17 protein-coding genes are annotated in these 18194 nt (G+C 70.3%); all 17 read right to left on the bottom strand.

Annotation, left to right across the window (positions count from 1 at the left end):
• Positions 1-74: 74 nt before the first annotated feature.
• A complete protein-coding gene (gene gmk, locus H9622_RS11155; RefSeq protein WP_191766457.1) occupies positions 75-974 on the bottom strand; it encodes a guanylate kinase in 900 nt (299 codons plus the stop codon).
• Positions 967-1827, bottom strand: a complete 861-nt coding sequence (gene pyrF / locus H9622_RS11150) for an orotidine-5'-phosphate decarboxylase (protein ID WP_191766456.1) — start codon at positions 1825-1827, stop codon at positions 967-969. Before pyrF ends, gmk begins: the two co-directional genes overlap by 8 nt.
• The gene (gene carB, locus H9622_RS11145) at positions 1824-5111 is read right to left on the bottom strand and encodes a carbamoyl-phosphate synthase large subunit (RefSeq protein WP_191766455.1); all 3288 of its coding nucleotides are present in this window, start codon (positions 5109-5111) and stop codon (positions 1824-1826) included. Before carB ends, pyrF begins: the two co-directional genes overlap by 4 nt.
• Positions 5104-6261 (bottom strand): glutamine-hydrolyzing carbamoyl-phosphate synthase small subunit, encoded by a 1158-nt coding sequence (carA, locus tag H9622_RS11140; RefSeq protein WP_191766454.1) that lies wholly within the window; start codon positions 6259-6261, stop codon positions 5104-5106. Before carA ends, carB begins: the two co-directional genes overlap by 8 nt.
• A complete protein-coding gene (locus tag H9622_RS11135; protein ID WP_191766453.1) occupies positions 6258-6767 on the bottom strand; it encodes a PH-like domain-containing protein in 510 nt (169 codons plus the stop codon). The genes carA and H9622_RS11135 overlap by 4 nt, the downstream gene beginning before the upstream one ends.
• A complete protein-coding gene (locus H9622_RS11130; RefSeq protein WP_191766452.1) occupies positions 6764-8110 on the bottom strand; it encodes a dihydroorotase in 1347 nt (448 codons plus the stop codon). Before H9622_RS11130 ends, H9622_RS11135 begins: the two co-directional genes overlap by 4 nt.
• A complete protein-coding gene (locus H9622_RS11125) occupies positions 8107-9093 on the bottom strand; it encodes an aspartate carbamoyltransferase catalytic subunit (RefSeq protein ID WP_191766451.1) in 987 nt (328 codons plus the stop codon). The genes H9622_RS11130 and H9622_RS11125 overlap by 4 nt, the downstream gene beginning before the upstream one ends.
• On the bottom strand, positions 9090-9620 hold the full coding sequence (pyrR, locus tag H9622_RS11120) for a bifunctional pyr operon transcriptional regulator/uracil phosphoribosyltransferase PyrR (protein ID WP_191766450.1): 531 nt from the start codon (positions 9618-9620) through the stop codon (positions 9090-9092). The genes H9622_RS11125 and pyrR overlap by 4 nt, the downstream gene beginning before the upstream one ends.
• 120 nt (positions 9621-9740) lie before the next feature.
• Complete coding sequence (locus tag H9622_RS11115; protein ID WP_191766449.1) at positions 9741-10280, bottom strand: DoxX family protein; 540 nt, start codon at positions 10278-10280, stop codon at positions 9741-9743.
• Positions 10281-10452: 172 nt separating this feature from the next.
• Positions 10453-12027: a Rieske 2Fe-2S domain-containing protein gene (locus H9622_RS11110; protein WP_191766448.1), complete on the bottom strand. Its 1575-nt coding sequence runs from the start codon at positions 12025-12027 to the stop codon at positions 10453-10455.
• Positions 12028-12137: 110 nt separating this feature from the next.
• Positions 12138-12548 (bottom strand): transcription antitermination factor NusB, encoded by a 411-nt coding sequence (nusB, locus tag H9622_RS11105; RefSeq protein WP_191766447.1) that lies wholly within the window; start codon positions 12546-12548, stop codon positions 12138-12140.
• 3 nt (positions 12549-12551) lie between these two features.
• On the bottom strand, positions 12552-13112 hold the full coding sequence (efp, locus tag H9622_RS11100) for an elongation factor P (protein ID WP_191766446.1): 561 nt from the start codon (positions 13110-13112) through the stop codon (positions 12552-12554).
• Between the two features lie 98 nt (positions 13113-13210).
• Positions 13211-13669: a type II 3-dehydroquinate dehydratase gene (aroQ, locus tag H9622_RS11095; RefSeq protein WP_191766445.1), complete on the bottom strand. Its 459-nt coding sequence runs from the start codon at positions 13667-13669 to the stop codon at positions 13211-13213.
• A gap of 12 nt (positions 13670-13681) precedes the next feature.
• The gene (locus H9622_RS11090) at positions 13682-15253 is read right to left on the bottom strand and encodes an MFS transporter (protein WP_191766444.1); all 1572 of its coding nucleotides are present in this window, start codon (positions 15251-15253) and stop codon (positions 13682-13684) included.
• Between the two features lie 99 nt (positions 15254-15352).
• The gene (gene aroB, locus H9622_RS11085) at positions 15353-16429 is read right to left on the bottom strand and encodes a 3-dehydroquinate synthase (protein ID WP_191766443.1); all 1077 of its coding nucleotides are present in this window, start codon (positions 16427-16429) and stop codon (positions 15353-15355) included.
• On the bottom strand, positions 16426-16971 hold the full coding sequence (locus H9622_RS11080; RefSeq protein WP_191766442.1) for a shikimate kinase: 546 nt from the start codon (positions 16969-16971) through the stop codon (positions 16426-16428). Before H9622_RS11080 ends, aroB begins: the two co-directional genes overlap by 4 nt.
• On the bottom strand, positions 16955-18184 hold the full coding sequence (aroC, locus tag H9622_RS11075; protein WP_191766441.1) for a chorismate synthase: 1230 nt from the start codon (positions 18182-18184) through the stop codon (positions 16955-16957). The genes H9622_RS11080 and aroC overlap by 17 nt, the downstream gene beginning before the upstream one ends.
• Positions 18185-18194: the final 10 nt, after the last annotated feature.

The raw sequence follows: 18194 nt of genomic DNA, 5'->3' as shown, positions 1-18194 counted from the left end.
TCGGATGACGGTGGGAAGGTCTGCGGGCCCCGGACGAACCGAGGCATCCCACCATTCTACGTCAGCGGCGCCGCTCAGCGCGCAAGGCGTGCCACCTCGCCCGCCGCACGGGCGACGTCGTCGTTCACGACGCGGAAGTCGAACTCGCCCTGCGAGGCCAGTTCCGTCCTGGCCGTGCGCAGCCGGCGGGCGCGCTCCTCGGCATCCTCGGTGCCCCGGCCCACCAGGCGATCGACGAGCTCGTTCCAGCTCGGCGGCAGGAGGAAGACCAGAGTGGCCGAAGGCTCGGCCGCCCGCACCTGCCGGGCACCCTGCAGGTCGATCTCGAGCAGTGCCGTGCGACCTTCGGCGAGCACGCGCTCGATCGGGGTGCGCGGGGTGCCGTAGCGGTGCGCATTGTGCACGGTGGCGTATTCGAGCAGCTCCCCCTCCGCGATCATCCGGTCGAACTCGGCGTCGTCGACGAAGTAGTAGTGCTCGCCGTCTACCTCGCCCGGGCGCGGTGCCCGCGTCGTCGCCGAGACGGACAGGTGGATCTCGGGGTGGTGCTGCTTGATGTAGGCGGCCACCGTGCCCTTGCCCACCGCGGTCGGCCCGGCGAGAACGACGAGCCTGCTGCGGCCGCCGCGCGGCGCGAGCTCGGGCCAGCGCTCATCGAGGAAGCGGCGCAGCGCTTCCCGCTGACGAGCGCCCAGGCCGCCGAGTCGCTTGACCGGCGAGATCTCGAGGTCCTTGAGGATCCGGTCGCGCTTGCCCTCGCCGATGGCGGGGATCGACGTGAGGAACTCCGTCACGCGCATGGCGCCTGCCGGTGACTCCGGCTCGGCCAGCGCACGCCGCAGCAGTTCCTGCGGCGTGATGACGCGCATCGCGACGTCCTTCTTGAGCGATGCCCGCTCCCGCCGGGCGGCCACGGCGCGGCGGGATGCCGCCACCCGGTCGACCTCGGGAGGGGTGGTGCGCACGTCAGCCACGGAGGGCCTCCCGGTAGAGCTCGGCACGTTCCTCGATGCGGGCCGCGATGGCGGCAGGCCCCACCGACAGGATGCTGCGGCTCTCGGACGCCACCACGTGGGAGGCGGCGGCGCCGAACAGCGCGGGAAGATCCTCAGGGGAGGCGCCCTGCGCGCCGAAGCCCGGCGCCAGGATCGGGGCGCCCCGGAGCGCCTCGTCGGAGAGCCCGACCGCGGCACGGTCGACGGTCGCCCCGACGACGAGGCCGACCGGTCCGAGCCCGCCCGCGAACGCCGCCGATCCGTTCACCCAGGCGATGTCGCGCGCGACGCGCTCCGCCACGGTCTGCCCGTCGCCCGCGGCGACGTCGACGACCTGCGCGCTCTGCAGCGCGAAGGCCTCAGGGTTGCTCGTCGCGGCGAGCACGAAGGCGCCCTTGTCATGACGGACGGCGGTCGTCAGCGTGGCGCGCAGCGAGTCCGCGCCGAGATACGGGCTGAGCGTCACCGCATCGGCCTCGAGCGGCGAGCCGGCGGTGAGCCACGCGGCGGCGTAGCCGTCCATGGTCGTTCCGATGTCGCCCCGCTTGGCGTCGGCGATCACCACCAGGCCGGCGTCGCGCGCGGCCGACAGCACGTCTTCGAGCGCGGCGAACCCGGCCGAGCCGAAGCGCTCGAAGAACGCGACCTGCGGCTTGACCACTCCCGCGCGGCCCGCCGCGGCCTCGACCACGCGGAGGCCGAACTCGCGCACGCCGGCGGCCGAGGCATCCATTCCCCATTCGTCGAGCAGGTGAACGTGCGGATCGATGCCCACGCACAGCGGACCGTGGGCGTCGAGCGCGGCGCGCAGCCGCGTGCCGAACGCGGTCACGCGCGCACCGCCCGCTCCACGGCGTACTCCTGCAGGCTCTTCACGTCGAAGCCCTCGCGCAGCACCGGCAGGGCGCTCACCGCGGCGCCGAGCACCGCCATCGTCGTGAACAGCGCCTTGTCGCCGGCCACGGCCGCGGCGCGGATCTCGTAGCCGTCGGCGCGGGCGCTGCCGCCGCTCGGGGTGTTCACGACCATGTCGATCTCACCGGCGTTGATGAGGTCGACGATGTTGGTGGCGCCGGTCTCCTGCGTCTCGGAGAACTTGCCGACGACGCGCACCTTGATCCCGTTGCGCGAGAGGATCTCGGCGGTGCCCTCGGTCGCGACCAGGTCGAAGCCGAGCTCCTGCAGGCGGTGCGCGGGCAGGATGACGGCGCGCTTGTCGCTGTCGGCGACCGAGATGAAGACGGTCCCCTCGAGCGGCATGCCGCCGTACGCGGCCTCCTGCGACTTGGCGAACGCCGTCGGGAAGTCGCGGTCGATTCCCATGACCTCGCCGGTGGAGCGCATCTCCGGGCCGAGCACCGAGTCGACCGTCTGGCCATCGGCCGTGCGGAAGCGCTTGAAGGGCAGCACGGCCTCCTTCACGGCGACGGGGGCGTCGAGCGGCACGCGCGAGCCGTCCTGCACGGGAAGCAGACCCTCGGCCTTCAGCTCGCCGATCGTCGCTCCCGCCATGATGCGCGACGCGGCCTTCGCGAGCGGGATGCCGAGCGCCTTCGACACGAACGGCACCGTGCGGCTGGCTCGGGGGTTCGCCTCGATGACGTAGAGAACGCCCGCCGAGATCGCGAACTGCACGTTGAGCAGGCCGCGCACGCCGACGCCTTCCGCGATCGCACGGGTGGCGGTACGGACGCGGTCGATGTCGGAGCGGCCGAGGCTGACGGGCGGCAGCGTGCAGCTCGAGTCTCCGGAGTGGATGCCGGCCTCCTCGAGGTGCTCCATGACGCCTCCGATGTAGAGCTCCTCGCCGTCGAACAGCGCGTCGACGTCGATCTCGATCGCGTCGTCGAGGAAGCGGTCGACCAGCAGCGGAAGCCCGGGGCCGATGATCGCCGCGTCGGCGATGCGCACGAAGTAGTCGCGCAGCGCCTCGGTGGAGTAGACGATCTCCATGCCGCGGCCGCCGAGCACGAAGCTCGGACGCACGAGCACCGGGTAGCCGATCTCCTCGGCCACCCGCACCGCGCCGTCGACGTCGGTCGCGGTGCCGTTGCGCGGCGCCACGAGTCCGGCGTCGTCGAGCAGGCGCGAGAAGAGCTCGCGCTCCTCGGCCAGGTCGATCGCCGCGGGCTTCGTGCCGAGGATGGTGTAGCCGGCCTCCTCGATGCCCTTCGCGAGGCCCAGCGGCGTCTGGCCGCCGAGCTGGCAGATGACGCCCAGGATCTTCCCCGACCGGGCCTCTGCGTGCAGGACCTCGAGCACGTCCTCGAGCGTCAGCGGCTCGAAGTACAGACGGTCGGAGGTGTCGTAGTCCGTCGACACGGTCTCGGGGTTGCAGTTGACCATCACCGTCTCGAAGCCGGCGCCGGAGAGGGCGAACGAGGCGTGGACGCACGAGTAGTCGAACTCGACCCCCTGCCCGATGCGGTTCGGGCCGGAGCCGATGATGACGACCTTGGTCCGCTCCGAGGGCGTGACCTCGGTCTCGTAGTCGTAGCTCGAGTAGTGGTAGGGCGTCAGCGCGGGGAACTCCCCCGCGCAGGTGTCGACCGTCTTGTAGACCGGGCGGAGGTCGAGAGCGTGACGGATGCCGCGCACCGCCACCTCGCTGTCACCGCGCAGCTCCGCGACCTGGGCGTCGCTGAAGCCGTGCTCCTTCGCGACACGCAGAGTGGCGGCATCCAGCTCCTCCGCCGTCCGGACGAACTCGGCGACCTCGTTGATGAGGACGATCTGGTCGAGGAACCAGGGATCGATCTTCGTCGCCTCGAAGGCCTGCTCGACGGTCGCACCCTTGCGCAGCGCCTGCTGCAGCACGACGATGCGGCCGTCGGTCGGGGTCTTCGCGATCTCGAGCAGCTCCTCGACCGTGCGTGACTCGTCGCCCCAGTGGAAGCTCGACCCCCGCTTCTCGAGCGAGCGGAGCGCCTTCTGCAGGGCTGTGGCGTAGTTCCGGCCGATCGCCATGGCCTCGCCGACCGACTTCATGGTCGTCGTGAGGGTCGTGTCGGCCGCCGGGAACTTCTCGAAGTTGAAGCGCGGCACCTTCACCACGACGTAGTCGAGCGTCGGCTCGAAGCTCGCCGGCGTGACCTTGGTGATGTCGTTCGGGATCTCGTCGAGACGGTAGCCGATCGCGAGCTTCGCGGCGATCTTCGCGATCGGGAAGCCGGTCGCCTTCGAGGCGAGAGCCGACGAGCGTGAGACGCGCGGGTTCATCTCGATGACGATGATGCGACCCGTTTCGGGGTCGACGGCGAACTGGATGTTGCAGCCGCCGGTGTCGACGCCCACGGCGCGGATGATGTCGATGCCGATGTCGCGCAGCTTCTGGTACTCGCGGTCGGTGAGGGTGAGCGCCGGCGCCACCGTGATGGAGTCGCCCGTGTGCACACCGACCGGATCGACGTTCTCGATCGAGCACACGACGACCGTGTTGTCGGCCGTGTCGCGCATGAGCTCGAGCTCGTACTCCTTCCACCCGAGGATCGACTCCTCCAGCAGCACCTCGTTGGTCGGCGAGTCGTGGAGGCCGGCGCCGCCGATGCGGCGGAGGTCGGCCTCGTCGTACGCGAAGCCCGATCCGAGGCCGCCCATCGTGAACGACGGGCGCACGACGAGCGGGTAGCCGAGCTTCTCGGCGCCGGCCAGCAGCTCGTCCATCGTGTGGCAGATGACGGACGCCGCGACATCGGCGCCGGCCGCGATGACCAGCTCCTTGAAGATCTGGCGATCCTCGCCCTTGTTGATCGCCTCGAAGTCGGCGCCGATGAGCTCGACGTCGTACTTCCCGAGGATGCCGTTCTTGTGCAGGTCGATCGCGGCGTTGAGCGCCGTCTGGCCGCCGAGCGTCGGCAGGATCGCGTCGGGCCTCTCCTTCGCGATGATCGTCTCGATCACGCGCCAGTTGATGGGCTCGATATAGGTCGCGTCCGCGAAGTCGGGGTCGGTCATGATCGTGGCCGGGTTGGAGTTGACGAGGATGACGCGCACGCCCTCGTCGCGCAGCACCCGGCAGGCCTGCGTGCCCGAGTAGTCGAACTCGCACGCCTGGCCGATGACGATCGGGCCGGATCCGATGACGAGGACGGAGTTGATGTCGTCGCGCTTAGGCATTCTTCTTGGTCTCCAGGGTCGCGACGACGAGGTCACGGAAGCGGTCGAACAGGTAGTTGGCGTCGTGCGGGCCGGCCGCGGCCTCGGGGTGGTACTGCACTGAGAAGGCCGGGATGTCGAGAGCACGGAGGCCCTCGACGACGTTGTCGTTCAGCCCGACGTGGCTGACCTCGATGCGTCCGTAGCCGTGGGGGCTGTCGAACGCGCCCTCGATCGGCGCGTCGACGGCGAAACCGTGGTTGTGGGCGGTGATCTCGACGCGGCCCGTGGCCTTGTCGAGCACCGGCTGGTTGATGCCCCGGTGGCCGAAGGGGAGCTTGAAGGTGCCGAGGCCGAGCGCGCGGCCCAGCAGCTGATTGCCGAAGCAGATGCCGAAGAACGGGAGGCCGTCGTCGAGCACCCCTCGCAGCAGCTCGACGTGGTCGCCCGACGCCGCCGGGTCGCCCGGTCCGTTGGAGTAGAACACGGCCACCGGGTCGATGGCGCGGATGCCGTCGATCGTGACGTCCTGCGGAAGCACGTGCACGTCGAACCCGCGGGCGGCGAGGTTGTCGATCGTGGCCTGCTTCACCCCGAGGTCGAGCACCGCGAGATTGCCGATGCGCTCCCCCGTCGCGGTGGTCACCTGCGCGGCATCCACCGACACCTGCGCGGACAGGTTCTGCCCGGCCATCTGCGGCGCCTCGCGGACGATCTCGAGCTGGCGCTCGGCGTCGAGGGACGCGGCATCCCCCGAGAAGATCCCGCCGCGCATGCTGCCCGCCGCCCGGATGTGGCGGGTCACCGCGCGCGTGTCGATGCCGCTGATGCCCACCACGCCGTCGTTCACCAGGGCGTCGTCGAGCGATCCGTCGGCGCGCCAGTTGGAGACCACGCGCGAGGGGTCGCGCACGATGTAGCCCGAGACCCAGATGCGCCGGGACTCGGGGTCTTCGTCGTTCATGCCGGTGTTGCCGATGTGGGGCGCGGTCTGCAGCACGATCTGACCGGCGTAGGACGGGTCGGTGAGGGTCTCCTGATAGCCGGTCATGCCGGTCGCGAAGACGACTTCGCCCAGGGTCGTGCCCAGGGCGCCGTAGGCGCGGCCGACGTGGCGCGTGCCGTCCTCGAGGACGAGCACCGCGGGGTCGGACTGGAAGAGGGAGGTCATGCGTCGGTTCCCGTCTGCGTGGGGGTGTGGATCGCCGAGATGCCGTCGGCCACGGCGCGGGCCGAGGCGTCCTGCGGGCGGAGATAGGAGTCGACGACGGTGCCGTCGTCGAGGCGCCACGACAGGCGCAGGAGGCCGTCGCGCTCGACGACCCGATCGATGGCCACCGTCGCCTGACCGGCGCCTGCGATGCGGTCCGCGTCGATGAAGACGCGCGGCTGACCGGTGAGATCGAGTGCGACACCGCCGTCGGTGACGGTGAGGTCGGCACGGGACCGGTACGTGAGGCCGCGGATCGCGAGGCGCTCGAGCGGCTCGTCGTGGCGGGTCGTCGCGACATACAGGGCAGGATGCACCGACCGCGTCGTCACGCCCGCGGGGATCTCGCCCACCGGGGCCTGCAGACCGCCGTCGCGCTTGCCGCGCCGCAGCCACGCCCACGTTCCGAGGGCGAGCACCAGGAGCGCCGCGCCCACCATGATCAGGATGGCGGTCTGCTGGCTCATGCGCGCGCCCCCGGGGCGTCGAGGACGACGCCGTCGACGACGGTCGGGGTGCCGGCGTGGAGGGTCCAGCGCACCTCGCCGGGAAGCTCGCGGCCGAGGTACGGCGAGTTGACGCTGCGGCCGCGCAGGTCGGAGGTCGAGAACGTGCGCACCGGCGCGGCGTGGTAGAAGGTCAGCGATGCGGGCTGCCCCTCGGTCAGCGGCGTGCCGTGATTGCGGAGCCGCCCGATGCGCGCGGGCTCGCGCGACATCACACGGGCGACGTCGCCCCACGTGAGCAAGCCGGTGTCGACCATCGCCTGGTGCACGACCCGCACGGCGCTCTCGAGGCCGACCATTCCATTCGCCGCCGCGTGCCACTCGCACGCCTTCGCTTCAGCGGGGTGCGGCGCGTGGTCGGTCGCGACGATGTCGATCGTGCCGTCGGCGAGGCCCTCGCGCACCGCGAGCACGTCCTCCTCGCGTCGCAGCGGCGGGTTGACTTTGAACCGCGCGTCGTAGTCGCGCACGAGCTCGTCGGTCAGCAGGAGGTGGTGGGGGGTCACCTCGGCCGTGACGTCGACGCCGCGCTTCTTGGCCCAGCGGATGATCTCGACCGAGCCGGCGGTCGAGAGGTGGCAGACGTGCAGCCGCGACCCGACGTGCTCGGCGAGGAGCACGTCGCGGGCGATGATCGACTCCTCGGCGACGGCGGGCCAGCCCGCGAGACCGAGCTCGGCCGACACGGCGCCCTCGTTCATCTGGGCGCCCTCGGTCAGGCGCGGGTCCTGCGCGTGCTGCGCGATGACGCCGTCGAAGGCCTTCACGTACTCGAGGGCGCGGCGCATGATGAGCGGATCCCACACGCAGAAGCCGTCGTCGCTGAAGACACGCACCTGCGCGCGGGAGTCGGCCATCGCGCCGAGCTCGGCGAGTCGCTCGCCCTTCTGGCCGACGGTGACCGCACCGATGGGCTGAACGGTGACGAAGCCGGCCGCCTCGCCGAGGGCGAGCTCCTGCTCGACGACGCCCGCGGTGTCGGCGACGGGCGAGGTGTTGGGCATCGCGAACACGGCGGTGTAGCCGCCGGCCGCGGCCGCGCGGGAGCCGGTGAGGATCGTCTCGGATGCCTCGTACCCGGGCTCGCGGAGGTGCGTGTGCAGGTCGACCAGGCCCGGAAGCAGCACGAGGCCGTCGACGTCGACCACGGTCGCTCCGGCACGGCTCACCCCCGTGCCGATCTCGACGATCGTGCCGTCGGCGACGAGGATGTCGGCGGCGGTCGAGCCTTCGACGAGGGCGCCGCGGAAGAGGAGGGTCTCGGTAGGGGAATCGCCGTTCGCGGCGGATCGAGGCAGGCTCATCGTGGGTTCTCCTTCTCTGCGCCCGCTCGGGGATCATCGCCGCTCTCCGCCCCTGCCAGCAGCAGGTAGAGCGCGGCCATGCGCACCGAGACGCCGTTCGTCACCTGCTCGAGCACCGTTGAGCGGGGCGAGTCCGCGGCCTCTGCGGAGATCTCCAGTCCCCGGTTCATCGGACCGGGGTGCATGACAATGCTATCTGCACCGAGCGCCTCCAGACGCCGGGCGTCCAGACCCCAACGGCGGGAATACTCCCGTTCAGTGGGGAAATACGCGGCATTCATGCGCTCCAGCTGGATACGCAGCATCATGAGCGCGTCGGGCCCGCCCGCGATCGCCTCATCGAGGTCGTAGACCACCCGCGCCGGCCACGCAGAGACATCCTGCGGGATCAGCGTCGGCGGCGCGACGAGGGTCACGTCCGCACCGAGCGTGGTGAGCAGCCAGACGTTCGAACGGGCCACGCGGGAGTGGAGGATGTCGCCGACGATCGTCACCGAGACACCGGCGAGGTCGCGCCCGCGGCTGTCGGGGCCGAACCGGCGCTTGCGGATCGTGAACGCGTCGAGCAGGGCCTGTGTGGGGTGCTCGTGGGTGCCGTCCCCGGCGTTCACGACGCCGGCGGTGATCCAGCCGCTCGTCGCGAGGGTGCGCGGCGCGCCCGAGGCGCCGTGACGGATGACGACCGCGTCGGCGCCCATCGCCTGGAGGGTCTGGGCGGTGTCCTGCAGCGACTCCCCCTTCGAGACGCTGGAGCCTTTGGCGGAGAAGTTGATGACGTCGGCGCTCAGCCGCTTCGCGGCCGCCTCGAAAGAGATGCGCGTGCGCGTCGAATCCTCGAAGAACAGGTTCACGACCGTCTTGCCGCGCAGCGTCGGCAGCTTCTTGACCTCGCGCTGCTGGGTGTCGGCCATGTCCTCGGCGACGTCCAGGATGCGCAGCGCGGCCGCACGCGACAGGGTCTTGGTGTCAAGCAGGTGCCTCATGACTCGATCGTCACCTCCTCGCGACCGTCGGTCTCCTCGAGCCGTACGTTCACGCGCTCGTCGCGGGAGCTGGGGAGGTTCTTCCCCACGAAATCGGGCCGGATCGGCAGCTCGCGGTGCCCGCGGTCGACGAGCGTCGCGAGGCGCACCGCCGTCGGCCGCCCGATGTCCTGCAGCGCGTCGAGGGCGGCGCGGATGCTGCGACCGGAGAACAGCACGTCGTCGACGAGCACGACGACCTTGCCGTCGATGCCGCCCGGCGGGATCGACGTCGGCTGCGGCGTCCGCGTGGGGTTGCGGTGCAGGTCGTCGCGGTACATCGTCACGTCGAGCGCGCCGACGGCCACGGGCGCGCCGCCGAACTGCTCCACGAGCGCGCCGATGCGGCGGGCGAGGGTGACTCCTCGAGTAGGGATGCCCAGAAGGATCAGATTCTCGGGGCCCCGGTTCGACTCGAGGATCTCGTGCGAGATCCGAGTCAGGGCCCGGGTGATGTCGGCCTGGTGCAGCACGGTGCGCGTGCTCATCCGCCGCTCCCTTCTCCGCCTCACAGGACGGGCTTAAAGGTTGCTGGTGATCGAGCCCCAGTCTACGACACGGCGAAGGCCGATCCCGAGCCGGGATCGGCCTTCGCCGTCGGATGAGCGTCAGCGCCGCGCGGCCGGACCGCGGAGCACCCGCGAGGCGACGACGAGGGCGGCGGCGATCAGCACGATGTTCTTGAAGATGTACTGACCGGTCAGGGTCGGGCCGGCAGGACCGAACACCTCGGCGGGCAGCAGCACGATGGGCGACAGGATCCCGACGAAGGCGAGGGCGAGCACCACCAGGCCGATGCGGGCGAACGCCCCGCCGGCGATGAGGAGCGCTCCGGCGGTGACCTCGATGACCGCGGTCGCGATCAGCGCGACCTGCCCGGTGACGAGCCCGAAGGTGAGCTTCTCCCAGGTCTGGCTGACCAGGGCCTCGACCGGGCTGACACCCGGGAAGAGCTTGAGGGCGCCGAACACGGCGAAGACCAGGCCGACGGCCACGCGCAGCGCGGGGATGCTCCAGCGCTGCAGCGACACCTTGAGCGCGGCCTCGGCGCGGGCTTCCGCTGCGAACAGGCTGCGGATCCGGTTCGGACGACCGGTGGACGCGGAGCCGACGACGCCGGTGGCGCCGTGGAAGGGAACGGTGGTCATGGCGGGACTCCTTCGGATTCTGAGCGCCCGCGCTTGCAGGCACGGTGATCAGGATCCGAACGGACGCGCGGTGATACGTCGCCGCACAGATTGGCGCACCCCGCACAGCCGCGCCGGGGGTGGAGCCCGCAGGCGTTGTACGAGAGCTACAAATGCCGGCCGCTGCGGAAGGTCAGGCGGCCGGCGCCGCAGCGTCGCTCTTCGCGTCGTCGTCCACCTTGCCCGCGCGGATCGGATGCCCCTGGCTCGTGAGGCACTTGCCGCTCGCGAGGTCCCACTTCCAGTCGTGCAGCGAGCAGGTGAGCACGCCGTCCTCGATCTTGCCGGTCTTGGTGAGGTCTGCCCGAAGGTGCGGGCAGCGGCGCTGCACCATCCACTCGCCCAGCTGGGCGTCCTCGGTCTGGTCGGTCTGCTCGGCGTACCAGTTCTCGACGTACTCGATGCGGTCGCGCGAGAGGCACTTGAGGAACGTCGTCAGGAACTCGTTGAACTTGCCGCTGCGACCGACCTCGAACTGCATCGACAGGAAGATCGAGTTCGACCAGTCGATCTCGTGGTCGGCGATGTTCGTCGAGACCAGGTCGGCGGGGATCGTGTACCAGTAGATGCACTCCTCCCCCGCGTACTCGCGGACCTTGGCCTTGGGGAAGTCGACGACCATGTCGAGCTCGCCGATGCGGAAGCGCACCATGCCTCCGACGCCGTTGCGGATCGTGCGGGCACGGCGCAGCAGAGGCTCCCACCACTCCTTGATCGCGGCGAGCATCTCGTCGGGTGGCAGCACCGCGGCGCGCGAGGCCTCTTCGGCGCGGATCTCCTCCTGCCGGGAGTCGCGCTGCTCCGCCAGGTAGGCCCACTTGTCGTCGAAGATGCGGTCGATCTCGGCCTGCGTGTAGAGCGTCTGCGTCACGCTGATCTCGCCGGCGTTCAGCTCCACGACCGTCCCGGGCACGAACTCGTAGCCCTTCTGCTCGGGGCGCAGCTCGGCCATGTGGGCGAGGAACTCGCGCTGGTCGGTGAAGATGGCGTCGCCGTTCAGTCCTGTGCCGTTGTACCTGAACAGCTCCTCGCGGAGGAACATCGGCGGACCGGCCATGGGGAAGACGTGCTCGGCGTCCACCTTCTCGATGTAGTACATCGCGCGCTTGTTCTGCGCGTCGCGCTTGAGCTTGGCGAAGTTCTGCTTCGCATCCTGGGGCAGGTCGTAGACCATCGGCCACCAGATCGCACCCGAGACCTGGGTGAAGTACGCCTCGGGCTTCGAGAACGACATGAGCTTCTCGAGATCGAGCGGGTGCGAGTCGTTCTGGTTCAGGATGCTGGCGGTGCCGTCGTCGACCGAGAGCGACGAGTCGCCGATGGGGCCGTCGCTGGGCGCGCGCAACGGCGTGACCATGACCTTCAGCGGACCGAACTCGAGGGGGACCCCGGCCTGCGTGTAGATGATGTTGTCGTAGCCGAGCTTGCGGAGATCCTGCTCGAGGTCGTCCGTCGGGTACTCCGGAAGGAGAACCCTGATGTCCTTCGGCACGTGGCGCTGCATGAGCGCGGGGTCGAAGTGGTCGCGGTGCCGGTGCGAGATGTAGAGGAAGTCGGCCTTGCCGTACGTGGCCCAGTCGAGCCCGCGGTTGTCGGGGAACGGGAACCACGATCCGAAGAAGGTGGGGCCGATGACCGGGTCGCAGAGGATGCTCCCCCCTGCCGTCTCGATGAACATTCCGGCGTGGCCGAGGCCCGTGATGCGCATTCTCGCTCCTTCCTCGACAAGTCTATGAGAGGGGTCCTGGCGCGCCAGGGCGCCCCCGCCGTGCAAAAGGCGATGCACCGCACCCGCAGGGCGCGGTGCATCGCCGAGGATCAGGAGGAGCGCGCGATGCGCCCCAGCACTCCGTGGACGAATGAGCCCGAGTCGTCGGTGGAGAACTCCTTGGCGAGTTCCACCGCCTCGTCGATCGCGACGGCCGCCGGCACCTCGTCGTTGTAGAGGATCTCCCACACGCCGATGCGCAGCACGGCGCGGTCGACCGCGGGCATGCGGGCGAGCGACCAGTCCTTCGCGAATGTGGTGATCTGCTCGTCGATCGCGTCGCGGTTGTCGATCACGCCGTCGACGATCTCGCGCGCGTACAGCCAGGAGGCCTCGCGCGCCGGCTCGTTCGCGGCGCGCTTCGCCTCGGCGGCGAGCGTCGACGGGAGCTCGTCGCCGCGGACGTCAGCCTGGAAGAGGATGTCGAGGGCGCGCTTGCGCGCCTTGCTGCGGGCGCTCAACGGTCAGTTGACGCGGCCGAGGTAGTCCCCGGTGCGTGTGTCGACCTTGACCTTGGTGCCGGTCTCGAGGAACAGCGGCACCTGGATCTCGTAGCCGGTCTGGACCGTGGCGGGCTTCGTGCCGGCCGACGAGCGGTCGCCCTGCAGGCCCGGCTCGGTGTAGGTGATCTCGAGCACCACCGATGCGGGCAGCTCGATGTAGAGCGGGTTGCCGTTGTTCAGCGCGATCTGCACCTGCTGGTTCTCGAGCAGGAAGTTCGCGGCGTCGCCCACGGTGGCCGCGTTGACCGTGATCTGGTCGTAGTCGGCGACGTCCATGAAGACGAAGCCGTCGCCGTCGTTGTACAGGTACGTGAAGTCGCGGCGGTCGACGTTCTCGAGCTCGACCTTGGCACCGGCGTTGAAGGTCCTGTCGACGACCTTGCCGGACATGACGTTCTTGAGCTTCGTGCGGACGAACGCGCCACCCTTGCCGGGCTTGACGTGCTGGAACTCCACGACGCTCCAGAGCTGACCGTCGATGTTCAGGACGACGCCGTTCTTGATGTCTGCGGTGGATGCCATGGGGGTGGTGGTTTCCGTTCGTGAGGGGAAATGGCCGATCGCGGCCGACAGTGCATTCTACGGGATGCCGCGGAGAGACCCCTCGACGCGGCATCCGATCATCCGTCCGCCTGCCCGGTGATGACGGCGATCAGGCGATCGATGGCGGTGGCGTAGCCCTGCACTCCTTCGCCGACGACGTGCACGATCGCGATGTCCGCCACGTAGGAGTGATGGCGGAACTGCTCGCGCGCTTTCACGTCGGAGATGTGCACCTCGGCGACGGGCAGCGCGACGCCGGCCAGCGCATCGCGGAGCACGACCGACGTGTGCGTGAGTCCGCCCGGGTTGATGACGATGCCGGCGCAGTCGCGCCGCGCGTCGTGGATGGCATCGAGGAGCACCCCCTCGTGGTTGCTCTGCACCGCACGCAGTTCGAAGCCGCGGGCCGCCGCCGTCGCCGTCGCCAGCGCCTCGACATCGGCGAGCGTGGACGAGCCGTAGATGCCGGGCTCGCGCGTTCCGAGCAGGTTGAGGTTGGGACCGTTGACGAGGAGCAGGCGGTGCGGCGTGGTCACCTCGTCACGCTATCAGCGGGTGGATGCCGAGTCCTCGGCGTGGTACTGCGCGAGCAGCTCGCGCTCGCGCGCGGCCTTCGGGAAGAACCAGAACACCAGCGCCGCGCCGATGAGCACGGCGATGATCCCCGCGAGGTACGCCCAGTCCTGTCCCTGGAGGAACGACTCCTTGGCGGCCTGGGTGATGGCGTCGGCGTACTGCGGGTTCTGCTTCGCCGCCGCCTCCGCGCTCGCGAACGACTTCGTCAGCGTGGTCTGCTGGCTGGAGGTGATCTGCGAGGCATCCGCCGAGCTCCCGATCTGCGACAGCATCGACGCCGCGTACCCCGCCGTGAGCAGGGCGCCGAAGATCGACTGCATGATGGCGCCGCCGAGGTCGCGCTGCAGGTCGGCGGTGCCGGATGCCATGCCCGCACGCCGCACCGGCACGGCACCCGTCAGCGAGCGCGACGCCGGCGTGCCCGCCAGCCCCACGCCGGCGCCGATGAACGCGTAGCCGAGCGCGACGCCCCAGTAGCTCGCACCCTCGCGCCACAGCAGCAGCATCGTGAGGAAGCCGAGCAGCACCGGCACATAGCCGAGGAGCATCGTGAACCGAGCGCCGTGGCTCTCGACCAGCTTCGCTGAGCGCGGGGCGAGGATCACCATGAAGAGGGCTGCGGGGAGGATGGCGGCGCCCGCCTCGATCGTGGTGTAGCCCAGGACGTTCTGCAGGAACTGCTGTCCGATGAACATCGCCCCCATCAGGGAGCCGAACACGATGATCCCGGCCACCGCGGCGACCCAGAAGATCGGGCGCTTCGCGACGTCGAGGTCGTACAGCGGGTTCGCCGCGCGGCGCTGCCGCCAGAGGAACCCGACGAGCGTCACGAGCGCGAGCCCGGTCATGCTCAGCACCAGCACGGTCGAATCGGGCACGGTCGCGAAGTTGATCGCGACGATCAGCGCGCCGACGAGTACCGCCGACAGCAGGCCGCCGAGGTTGTCGACCGGTTCGGTCGCCTCGTTCACATGCGCCGGGATGAACCTGAGCACCAGCGGCACGGCGACCACGATCAGCGGGATCGTCACGAGGAACACCGACCCCCACGCGAACGTCTCCAGGAGCAGGCCGGAGATGAGCGGGCCGAGCGCCGAGATCGCCCCGCCGGTGGCCGACCACAGGGCGATGGCGCGGGTGCGCGCCGCGCCCGACCACAGTGCGGTGATGAGCGCGAGCGTCGTGGGATACGCCATGCCCGCCGCGATTCCGCCCACGACACGAGCGGCGATGAGCACCTCGATGGTGGGCGCGAAGGCCGCGACTATTCCGGCCGGCAGCGAGAGGAGCACGCCGAGCAGAAGCATCATCCGGCGGCCGTGGCGATCGCCGACCGCTCCCAGCCACAGCACCGACGCGGCGAGGCCCAGGGAGTATCCGATGGCGACGAGGTTGAGCTGTGTCTGGGATGCGTCGAAGGCGATGCCGATGTCGGGAAGGGCGACGTTCGCCACCGCCAGCGGCAGGTTCGCGACCGCGGCGACGAGGATCAGCGTGCCGAGCACCGCCACCGAACGTGCCGGAGTGGTCGAAGCAGTGGCCATGACGACGCCTCTCTCAAGTGGAGCCGGGGCGCGGCGACGACCCGGTGCCCTCATCCTGCCGGAAGGGCGGTCCCACTTCGGGGGTGATATTCGCCGGCGTTAGCCGGCGACCTCCTGGTACGCAGCGAAGAGCAGCGACTCGTCGGGCGCCTGCAGCACCGTCGGCTTCGCGATGTCGTCCAGCACGATGAACCGCAGCATCCCGCCACGGCTCTTCTTGTCGCGCTGCATCGTCGCGAGCAGCTGCGGCCACGCGCCCGGCCGGTAGGACGAGGGCAGGCCGAGAGTGTCGAGGATCGCTCGATGGCGCTGGGCCGCGGCATCCGGCAGTCGTCCTGCCAGTCGCGACAACTCGGCCGCGAACACCATCCCGACCGAGATCGCGGCGCCGTGACGCCAGCGGTACCGCTCGGCATGCTCGATCGCGTGGCCGAGCGTATGCCCGTAGTTCAGGATCTCGCGGAGCCCCGCCTCGCGCAGGTCCTCCCCCACGACCCGGGCCTTCATGTCGATCGCGAGCTCGATCGTGCGGCGGAACGCGTCGCTGCGCGGATCGGTCGCGGCCTCGGGGTCGGCCTCGATGAGGTCCAGGATCTCGGGGGCCCAGATGAAGCCTGCCTTGACGACCTCGGCGTACCCGGCGACACGCTCGTTGCGCGAGAGCGAGTCCAGCAGGTCCAGGTCGCACAGCACGGCACGGGGCGCCCAGAACGCGCCCACGAGGTTCTTCCCCTCGGCCGTGTTCACGCCGGTCTTGCCGCCGATCGCGGCGTCGACCATACCCAGCACGGTCGTCGGCACCTGCACCACCTCGACGCCCCGGAGCCAGTTCGCCGCGACGAACCCGGCGAGGTCGGTCACCGCGCCGCCGCCGAAGCCGATCACCGCGTCGGTCCGGGTGAAGTCGGCCTTGCCCATGACCTGCCAGCAGAACGCCGCCACCTCGATGCGCTTGCCCGCCTCCGCGTCGGGGATCTCGGCAAGGAGCACCTCCCGATCGCCCTTCAGCAGTTCGCGGAGCCCCTCCGCCTGTGCCGCGAGGGTGGGCGGGTGGATCACGAGCACTTTGCGGGCAGCGGGAGGCAGCGAGTCGCCGAGCATCGGCAGGATGCCGCGCCCCACCGTGATCGCGTAGCTCGCGTCGCCGCTCACCGTGATGGTCGTGGCGTCGGTCATGAGTCTCCCTCGCTCTGGGTGGACGGGGCAGCGTGCTCGGGGCGGACCCAGTCGACGATGCGCTCCACGACTTCCTGCAGCGGGCCGCTCGACGTGTCGAACGTCACGTCGGCCAGCTGTTCGTAGATCGGGCGCCGCTCCTCGTAGAGACGGGTCCATCGCTCGAGCGGATCCTCGCCGGCCAGCAGCGGGCGGCTCGAGCCGCGCACCCGCGTGGCGACGACCCGCGGGGCCACGGTGAGCAGCACGACGCGGTGGCGCGCGAGGTCGGCACGGGTGTCGGTGTCGAGCACCGCGCCGCCCCCGAGCGAGACGACTCCCCCGCCGGCGAGACCTTCCTTCACCGCTTCCCGCTCGAGCGCGCGGAAGTGCGCCTCGCCGCGCTCGGCGAACAGCCGCTCGATCGGACCGTGCGCGCGCGACACCGCGGCGTCGGTGTCGAAGAAGGGGAGCTCGAGCGCACGGGCGACCTTCTTGCCCACGCTCGTCTTGCCCGCGCCCATCGGGCCGATGAGGACGACGGCGCTAGAGGGCGAGGTCATGCTGCGCGAGCGAGGCATCGCTGGCGTCCGCCGTGCGGAGCGCCTCGGGGATCGCGGCGAGATACGCCTCGAGGTTTCGTCGGGTCTCGGCGACGCTGTCGCCGCCGAACTTCTCCAGCACCACATCGGCCAGGACGATCGCGACCATCGCCTCAGCGACGACGCCGGCGGCGGGCACGGCACACACGTCGGAGCGCTGGTGGTGCGCAGACGCGGTGTCGCCGGTCGCCACGTCCACCGTTCGCAGCGCCTTCGGCACCGTCGCGATGGGCTTCATCCCCGCGCGCACGCGCAGGACGGTCCCGGTGGACATGCCGCCTTCAGTCCCGCCGGCCTTGTCGGACGAGCGTGCGATGCCGTCGCCGGTGGCGAAGAGCTCGTCGTGGGCCTGGGAACCGCGACGCGTGGTCGTGAGGAAGCCGTCGCCGACCTCCACGCCCTTGATCGCCTGGATGCTCATGAGCGCCTGAGCGAGCTTGCCGTCGAGGCGGCGGTCCCAGTGCACGTGCGATCCGAGGCCCGGCGGAAGCCCGTAGGCGAGCAGCTCGACGATGCCGCCGAGCGTGTCGCCGTCCTTGCGGGCGTCGTCGACCTCAGCCACCATCCGCTCGCTCGTGGCGGCGTCGAAGCAGCGGAGCGGATCGGCGTCGAGGGCCTCGACGTCGTCGGGCGTCGGCAGCGCAGCGTCGTCGGGCACACGGACGGGACCGATCGAGAGCGTGTGGCTCACGAGGCGGATGCCGAGCTCCGACAGGAACGCCCGGGCGACGGCGCCGAGTGCGACGCGTGCCGCGGTCTCACGGGCGCTCGCCCGCTCGAGGATCGGCCGGGCCTGGTCGAAGTCGTACTTCTGCATGCCGACGAGGTCGGCGTGCCCCGGGCGGGGCCGCGTAAGGGCTGCGCCGCGGCCGCGGGACTTCTCGGTGAGCTCGATGGGCTCGGGGCTCATGACCTCGACCCACTTCGGCCATTCGGTGTTGCCGATGCGCAGGGCGATCGGGCTCCCCAGGCTCGTGCCGTGCACGACGCCGGACGAGATCGTCAGCTCGTCCTGCTCGAACTTCATGCGCGATCCGCGGCCGTAGCCGAGTTTGCGACGCTCGAGGTCGGCCTGGATGGCGACGCTCGAGACGGGGACGCCCGAAGGGAGGCCCTCCATGATGGCGACGAGTTCGGGACCGTGCGATTCGCCGGCCGTGAGCACGCGGAGCATTCGTCCAGTC

The sequence above is a fragment of the Microbacterium gallinarum genome (assembly GCF_014837165.1).
GTDB lineage: Bacteria > Actinomycetota > Actinomycetes > Actinomycetales > Microbacteriaceae > Microbacterium > Microbacterium gallinarum.
Note: the sequence above shows the minus strand (reverse complement) of the source record. Positions and strands in the feature narration are given on the sequence as shown.

Excerpts from the sequence above, each read along its gene's own strand:
- carB (WP_191766455.1), bottom strand. The coding sequence starts at position 5,111 with ATGCCTAAGCGCGACGACATCAACTCCGTCCTCGTCATCGGATCCGGC.
- carA (WP_191766454.1), bottom strand. The coding sequence starts at position 6,261 with ATGACCTCCCTCTTCCAGTCCGACCCCGCGGTGCTCGTCCTCGAGGAC.
- H9622_RS11135 (WP_191766453.1), bottom strand. The coding sequence starts at position 6,767 with ATGAGCCAGCAGACCGCCATCCTGATCATGGTGGGCGCGGCGCTCCTG.
- H9622_RS11130 (WP_191766452.1), bottom strand. The coding sequence starts at position 8,110 with ATGAGCCTGCCTCGATCCGCCGCGAACGGCGATTCCCCTACCGAGACC.
- H9622_RS11125 (WP_191766451.1), bottom strand. The coding sequence starts at position 9,093 with ATGAGGCACCTGCTTGACACCAAGACCCTGTCGCGTGCGGCCGCGCTG.
- pyrR (WP_191766450.1), bottom strand. The coding sequence starts at position 9,620 with ATGAGCACGCGCACCGTGCTGCACCAGGCCGACATCACCCGGGCCCTG.
- H9622_RS11115 (WP_191766449.1), bottom strand. The coding sequence starts at position 10,280 with ATGACCACCGTTCCCTTCCACGGCGCCACCGGCGTCGTCGGCTCCGCG.
- H9622_RS11110 (WP_191766448.1), bottom strand. The coding sequence starts at position 12,027 with ATGCGCATCACGGGCCTCGGCCACGCCGGAATGTTCATCGAGACGGCA.
- efp (WP_191766446.1), bottom strand. The coding sequence starts at position 13,112 with ATGGCATCCACCGCAGACATCAAGAACGGCGTCGTCCTGAACATCGAC.
- H9622_RS11090 (WP_191766444.1), bottom strand. The coding sequence starts at position 15,253 with ATGGCCACTGCTTCGACCACTCCGGCACGTTCGGTGGCGGTGCTCGGC.
- aroB (WP_191766443.1), bottom strand. The coding sequence starts at position 16,429 with ATGACCGACGCCACGACCATCACGGTGAGCGGCGACGCGAGCTACGCG.
- H9622_RS11080 (WP_191766442.1), bottom strand. The coding sequence starts at position 16,971 with ATGACCTCGCCCTCTAGCGCCGTCGTCCTCATCGGCCCGATGGGCGCG.
- aroC (WP_191766441.1), bottom strand. The coding sequence starts at position 18,184 with ATGCTCCGCGTGCTCACGGCCGGCGAATCGCACGGTCCCGAACTCGTC.